The sequence below is a fragment of the Paenibacillus residui genome, assembly GCF_042677205.1.
Lineage (GTDB): Bacteria > Bacillota > Bacilli > Paenibacillales > NBRC-103111 > Paenibacillus_L > Paenibacillus_L residui.
In genome coordinates this window covers 37994-44362 of sequence record NZ_JBHTIU010000033.1, presented here as the reverse complement: position 1 = coordinate 44362, position 6369 = coordinate 37994, and the positions used below count along the sequence as shown (strand labels likewise).

Here is a 6369-nt window from a genome sequence, read left to right as displayed (position 1 = left end):
TATACCGTTAACTCCTTGTCATACTTGGCATCAGGCAAGAATTTCAGGTGCGAAAGTTGAGTTAATAATAAACAAAGCATTATATATTTTTCGCGCAGCCCCGGGCTAAAAAAACTCAACTTTCGTAGAGTGAAAATCGGTCCAAGGGTTTGATGTAACTGAAGAAAATGTAAGGTTGGACATAGATATTGCACAAATAGAAAACCACCGCTTCCATAGGTCGTCGGTCTAGCTGTAATTTATGCAGGTAAATTCAAGCGAATGGTACAAAGCGATAAAATTAAATGGAAAAACAGCAGTTAGAATCGAGATTTTTTGCTGAAATCGCCCTTTTTGCAAAAATTACTGCAGTTTTTCCATTTAGACCCCCATGCCGCTGACCGCGGCACCATCAGATGATGAAAATGGATGGATTTTCAAGGTAGAATAGAGTTGAATTGCTTCATTAGTGTGAAATTTGAAAACTAAATGGATTTCATACAGTTAGATTTCTATATTCGGAAGAAATATGGAAACTAACTGGAAAACCTACAGCTAGTTTGCGCCAAAACAGCCGTTTCGCCCAAAGTTGCCCATTTTAACTGTAGTTTATCCAGTTAGTTTGATCTTTTTCGCCCATTCGCTTGAATCTACCTGTACAAAATACAGTTAGATGTGCCGCTCCGCTTGCAACGATGCCTGCAGAAGGTAAAATAGACGGATTTTCAAGGTAGTTTCCATCTTTTGCTCCAGAGGAGCAAACTAGCTGTATAAAATCCAGCTAGACGCGCCATTCCGTTTACCACGGCACCAGCAGGAAATGAAAATAGACGGATTTTCAAGATTTTCGAGATAGCATCCAAGTCGGCAAAGGTTCAGCATAAAAGCCGGGAAATGAACAGACAATTTTCCTAATAACGTCAAGGGTTATTGAGCAATTTCAAGCTGCGAAAGTCAAGTTAAAAATTCTAAACTGCAAAAGAAAAAACGCCCCGGCGTGGGGCGTTGATCATGGTTAGTGCTTGTCCCGCATATGGGGAAATAGAAGGACATCCCGAATGGAAGGAGCATTGGTCAGAAGCATTACCAAGCGATCTACACCGATACCCAATCCCCCAGTTGGAGGCATCCCGTATTCCAAAGCATGAATGAAATCTTCATCCATCCTATGCGCTTCATCGTTGCCCATCTCACGCTCTTTAAGCTGGGCTTCAAACCGCTCGCGCTGATCGATCGGATCGTTCAGCTCAGTAAAGGCATTGGCATGTTCCCTAGCCACTATGAACAATTCAAAACGATCCGTAAATCTCGGGTCCTCCTCGTTTTTCTTGGCCAAAGGAGAGATCTCCACAGGATGGCCTGTAACGAAGGTGGGTTGAATCAAAGTTTCCTCTACTAGAGTCTCGAAGAATTGGTTAACTACATGGCCGAAAGTCATGCCGGGCTCGACCGGAACGTTATGCTCCTTAGCCAAAGCCAAAGCTTCCTCATCCGACATCTGCTTGCTGAAATCTACGCCAACCACCTCTTTGACCGCATCGACCATAGAAATTCGTTTCCATGGAGAACCGAGATCCACCTCATGCCCCTGGTATTGAATGGTGGTCGTTCCGAGCACTTCCTGGGCAATATGCGCAATCAGCTCTTCTGTCAATTTCATAATGTCTTTATAGTCTGCGTAAGCTTCATAAAGCTCAATCATAGTAAATTCGGGATTATGGCGGGTGGAAATTCCTTCATTCCGATATACCCTGCCAATTTCATAAACCTTCTCCAAACCGCCTACAATTAGCCGTTTCAAGTGCAGCTCTATAGCTATTCTCATATAGAGCTCCATATCCAGCGCATTATGATGCGTAATGAACGGACGGGCGGCGGCCCCTCCCGGAATAGCGTGAAGCGTCGGAGTCTCTACTTCGAGATAGCCTTTAGCATCTAAATAACGGCGCATCGACTGAATAATTTTCGAACGCAAAATAAACGTTTCCTTGACCTCTTCACTCATGATGAGATCGACATAACGCTGACGGTAACGAAGCTCAACGTCCTTCAACCCGTGAAATTTATCGGGAAGAGGGTATAAGGATTTGGTCAGTACCTTTACAGATTTGGCTTTAACGGAGGTTTCACCCGTTTGTGTTTTAAATACGGTTCCCACCACGCCGACAATATCCCCGATGTCCAGGATGTCGAATGCCGAATATTCCGTTTCCTCTACCGAATCTTTACGTACATAAATCTGAATTTTACCCGTTATATCTTGAAGGTGCGCGAAAGACGCTTTGCCCATCCCTCTCTTTTGCATAATCCGTCCGGCGATGCTGACTTCAACGTTCATTTCCGCAAGCTGTTCTTTGGAGTATTCCCCATAAACTTTCAAAATGTCATTTGCCATATGAGTCCGCTCATATTTGTGCCCGAACGGATCGACACCTAAATCGCGCAGCTCGTTCAGCTTGTTGCGGCGAATGGTTAACAGTTCATTAAGCTCCAGCTCCTGGCTCATCCAATCATCTCCTTCAATCATTAGTCCTATTTTACCACATAAAAATCTTTAACTGCTTTACAAGTATAGAAACTTCTCCTTGGAATCCAATGAAAAAAGCTTCCCCAGGAAGCTTTTTTCATCCACAAAATGTTAGCGGCTGATGCAAGCGCTTATTTTTTTATATCGATGATCTCATATTGAATGATGCCTGCAGGAACGTTGACATCAACAACAGCACCCTTCTTCTTGCCGAGAATCGCTTTACCTACCGGACTTTCGTTGGATATTTTGTTTTGCGATGGATCGGATTCAGCCGTACCGACGATCGTATACTCGAACGTGTCGTTGAACTCAATGTCCTTCAGCGTGACGATGGAACCGATGCTCACCGTATCCGTGTCTACTTCATCATTGTTGATGATACGGGCATTTCGAAGCATTTTCTCAAGGGTGATGATCCGACCCTCAATGAAGGCTTGCTCATTCTTGGCATCCTCATACTCGGAATTCTCGCTGATATCTCCGTAGCCGATTGCAATTTTAATCCGTTCCGCCACCTCGCGGCGCTTGACCGATTTAAGATTTTCCAGTTCTTCTTCCAGTTTCTTTAGACCTTCCTGGGTAAGAATTACTTCTTTTTCACTCATTCTTCATATATCTCCTGTCATTGTGAAAATTGTCATACGAAACGGTCTTACCTCCACTGATGGTTACGTAAAAAACACATGTAGCAAGCTTGCCGAATGGCGCCTTGAATCGGTTCGACACGTATCTGTAATGACCTGATCCAATAAATAATATATTGCTCATATCGATCAAAATGACTGATATTTAGGTTTTGTTAATTTGGTTATTGACTGATTATATTGCAACCCTACAGAAATGTCAATCAAAGGGAATTGCCCCCATAATCCCGAATTACAGCGCCAATGCGCCTTCGGGAGTGGCCAGGGAAGGCCCTTCTTCCTCAAACTGAGAGACGAACTGCTCCAGGATTTCGACCAATGTATTGCGGTCCAGCAATTCCATGATCTTGTCTTTGACACGGGCCGCGCCCGGAATACCTTTCAGATACCAGGCCATATGCTTACGCATCTCTTTAACCGCCACTTCCTCTCCTTTCAAGGCAATAAGCCTATCCAGGTGAATAATGGCAATGCGGATTTTCTCCCGCGGGGTCGGGTCCGGCAGAAGCTCTCCATCTGTAAGGTATTTAACGGTTCTATACAGCATAAATGGGTTTCCGAGTGCGCCTCTGCCGATCATCACTCCGTCGCAGCCGGTGTGATCCAGCATCCTTTGGGCATCCTCGGGAGTGAATACATCTCCGTTTCCGATAACCGGAATGGACACGGATTCTTTAACTTCCTTAATGATATCCCAATTGGCGTGCCCGCTATACATCTGCACCCGAGTCCGTCCATGTACGGATACGGCCTGGCCACCGCCGTTCTCTACCGCTTTGGCATTCTGCACGGCATAAATGTGATCTTCATCCCAGCCGATTCTCATCTTCACGGTAACCGGCTTGGACACTGCCTTGACGACGGTGGAAATCATCTGCTCGATGCGTGACGGATCCAATAACCATCTTGCCCCGGCATCACATTTCGTAATCTTGGGAACCGGGCAGCCCATATTGATATCGATAATATCGGCATTCGTATATTGATCTACAACTTTGGCCGCCTGAACCAGCGTTTCGGTGTCTCCGCCGAAGATTTGCAAGCTGAGCGGCTTCTCCCGTTCATCCACATACAGCATTTGCATCGTCCGTTCATTCCCATGCACGATCGCTTTGTCGCTGACCATCTCCGCGCACACGAGCCCGCAGCCGAACTCTTTGGCAATCAACCGGAATGCAGGATTGCACACTCCGGCCATAGGCGCCAGAACAACTTTGTTTTTAGCGACGACATTGCCTATTTTCAACATTATAACAACCCCTTCCTGTGGGCATTGGAGCTCTCAAGCTCCTCCTGTTCTATACCCAACACTTCAGCAATCTGATGGATCGTCTTGACATCCGCTTTCCGGGTGCCTCGTTCAATAGAGCCTATGATCGATACGGAGATTCCCATGGACTCCGCAAGCTCGATCTGGGTAAGCCCCTTTAATTTGCGAAATGCCCGGATCCGGGCTGCCAATTCGTTTGTTTCCACAGCTTAACCCCTTCCTTTCCTTGTGCCGATACCGCCCATTCGGTTATAAGGGAGAAGCCAGGGAATTCCTCTTCAACGATCTCCATTAGAGGGACAAGAACAAAAGCCCGCTCATGCATACGCGGGTGTGGCAAGGTTAATGACCCGGTATCCATCACTGCATCCTCGAACATCAGAAGATCCAGATCAATGGTTCGCGGGCCATAACGGATTTGTCTAACTCTTCCCAAAGAAGACTCTACCCTAAGCAGTTCCTCCAGTAAAAGCCGGGGCTCAAGCCCAGTCCTCAGCATCGCAGCCATGTTTAAGAAGGATCCCTGCTCCTCATATCCTACCGGCTCAGTTTCGTAAATACTTGAACACCGGACGACTTGAATAAGACGATGCTCGTCTAATCTCTGTAATGCTTTCTGTAAGTATTGCTCACGGTCGCCCAGATTAGAACCCAGTCCAATATAGGCCGTATTGTTAACTGCAACTGCATTCATTATTCAGTCCCGCTTTCTGTTTATTTCCACGGTGACTCCATCAAAGACAATATTGAACGGAGGATGAGGCTTAATGACCCTGACCGTAATTTCATTGATACTAGTATAAGTTTGCAGCACTTCAGATGCAATGCTTTCGGCCAAAGCTTCTATTAATTGGAATTTCCGACCCTCTACCTGTTCCTTGACGGTAGCATACACTTCCGCATAGTTAACGGTATATTCCAATTGGTCCGTAGTTCCTGCCTGCCGAAGCGGCAAAAACAGCTCCACATCCACATAAAATCTTTGACCCAGCTGATTTTCCTCCGGGTAGACGCCATGGTAACCGTAAAATTCCATTCGCGACAGAACGATCTTATCCATCTACACACCCTCCCGATTCCACGGAGAACGAATGATAGCATCGGCCATCGTCACCGCGCGCTTTATTTCCTTGACATCATGAACCCGGACAATGTCGACTCCTTGGGCGATCCCCCATATTACGGTAGCAGCTGTACCTTCCAGAACTTGATCCGCCGGTAAGTTCAAAGTATTCCGGATGAACGTTTTGCGGGAGGTACCCAATAACACAGGATAACCAAGCTCGCCAAATTCAGACAAAAATTTCATCGCAATCAGGTTTTGTTCATAATTTTTGGCGAACCCTATTCCCGGATCCAACACAATTTGATGATCCTGTACTCCCGCTTCTTTCGCCGACCGGATCATTATCCTCAGATCGTTTAACACATCGTCCATAAAATGCTTGTAATCGGTATTGCTTCTATTGTGCATCAGAATGATCGGACAGTCATACTGGGCCGCTACGGAAGCCATCCCGAAGTCGGCCTGGCCGCCCCATACGTCATTAATAATATGTGCTCCGGCCTCCAGAGCTTGCCTTGCCACTTCCGCCTTATACGTATCGACGGAAATCGGCAGATTCATCGCCCGGCTGACCGCTTCTATAGCCGGTATGACCCTCTCCAGCTCTTCATCCAGTGACAGCACTTTAGATCCGGGCCGGGTCGATTCTCCGCCGATATCGATAATATCCGCCCCATCCTCGGCCATTTGCCCGGCACGTTCTACGGCCGCTTCTACGGTATTATAACGCCCTCCATCAGAGAAGGAATCGGGCGTAACATTCAGAATCCCCATGACCAAAGTTCTCTTGCCCAATATCAAGGAATGATTTCGGCAGACAAGCTGCTTGTATCCGGCTCCGCCGTCTTTCCGGTCAGGGCCGCCCAACCATCCTGTCTCC

At 46.7% G+C, this 6369-nt stretch carries 7 protein-coding genes; all 7 read right to left on the bottom strand.

The annotated features are described in order from the left end of the window. Positions 1-994: 994 nt before the first annotated feature. A complete protein-coding gene (gene lysS / locus ACFQ03_RS10885) occupies positions 995-2485 on the bottom strand; it encodes a lysine--tRNA ligase (RefSeq protein WP_379288090.1) in 1491 nt (496 codons plus the stop codon). Positions 2486-2637: 152 nt separating this feature from the next. Then, positions 2638-3114 (bottom strand): transcription elongation factor GreA, encoded by a 477-nt coding sequence (gene greA, locus ACFQ03_RS10880; protein WP_144936838.1) that lies wholly within the window; start codon positions 3112-3114, stop codon positions 2638-2640. Between the two features lie 271 nt (positions 3115-3385). Further along, complete coding sequence (gene dusB, locus ACFQ03_RS10875) at positions 3386-4402, bottom strand: tRNA dihydrouridine synthase DusB (protein ID WP_144936835.1); 1017 nt, start codon at positions 4400-4402, stop codon at positions 3386-3388. After that, on the bottom strand, positions 4402-4629 hold the full coding sequence (locus ACFQ03_RS10870) for a helix-turn-helix domain-containing protein (RefSeq protein ID WP_379288087.1): 228 nt from the start codon (positions 4627-4629) through the stop codon (positions 4402-4404). Before ACFQ03_RS10870 ends, dusB begins: the two co-directional genes overlap by 1 nt. Then, entirely contained in the window at positions 4581-5117 is a 537-nt protein-coding gene (gene folK / locus ACFQ03_RS10865) for a 2-amino-4-hydroxy-6-hydroxymethyldihydropteridine diphosphokinase (RefSeq protein ID WP_379288085.1), read from the bottom strand. Before folK ends, ACFQ03_RS10870 begins: the two co-directional genes overlap by 49 nt. Positions 5118-5120: 3 nt before the next feature. Next, positions 5121-5483: a dihydroneopterin aldolase gene (gene folB, locus ACFQ03_RS10860; protein WP_379288083.1), complete on the bottom strand. Its 363-nt coding sequence runs from the start codon at positions 5481-5483 to the stop codon at positions 5121-5123. Then, entirely contained in the window at positions 5484-6263 is a 780-nt protein-coding gene (folP, locus tag ACFQ03_RS10855) for a dihydropteroate synthase (RefSeq protein ID WP_379288092.1), read from the bottom strand. It abuts the gene before it with no gap. Between the last annotated feature and the right edge of the window lie 106 nt (positions 6264-6369).

Excerpts from the sequence above, each read along its gene's own strand:
- lysS (WP_379288090.1), bottom strand. The coding sequence starts at position 2,485 with ATGAGCCAGGAGCTGGAGCTTAATGAACTGTTAACCATTCGCCGCAAC.
- greA (WP_144936838.1), bottom strand. The coding sequence starts at position 3,114 with ATGAGTGAAAAAGAAGTAATTCTTACCCAGGAAGGTCTAAAGAAACTG.
- dusB (WP_144936835.1), bottom strand. The coding sequence starts at position 4,402 with ATGTTGAAAATAGGCAATGTCGTCGCTAAAAACAAAGTTGTTCTGGCG.
- folK (WP_379288085.1), bottom strand. The coding sequence starts at position 5,117 with ATGAATGCAGTTGCAGTTAACAATACGGCCTATATTGGACTGGGTTCT.
- folB (WP_379288083.1), bottom strand. The coding sequence starts at position 5,483 with ATGGATAAGATCGTTCTGTCGCGAATGGAATTTTACGGTTACCATGGC.
- folP (WP_379288092.1), bottom strand. The coding sequence starts at position 6,263 with ATGGGGATTCTGAATGTTACGCCCGATTCCTTCTCTGATGGAGGGCGT.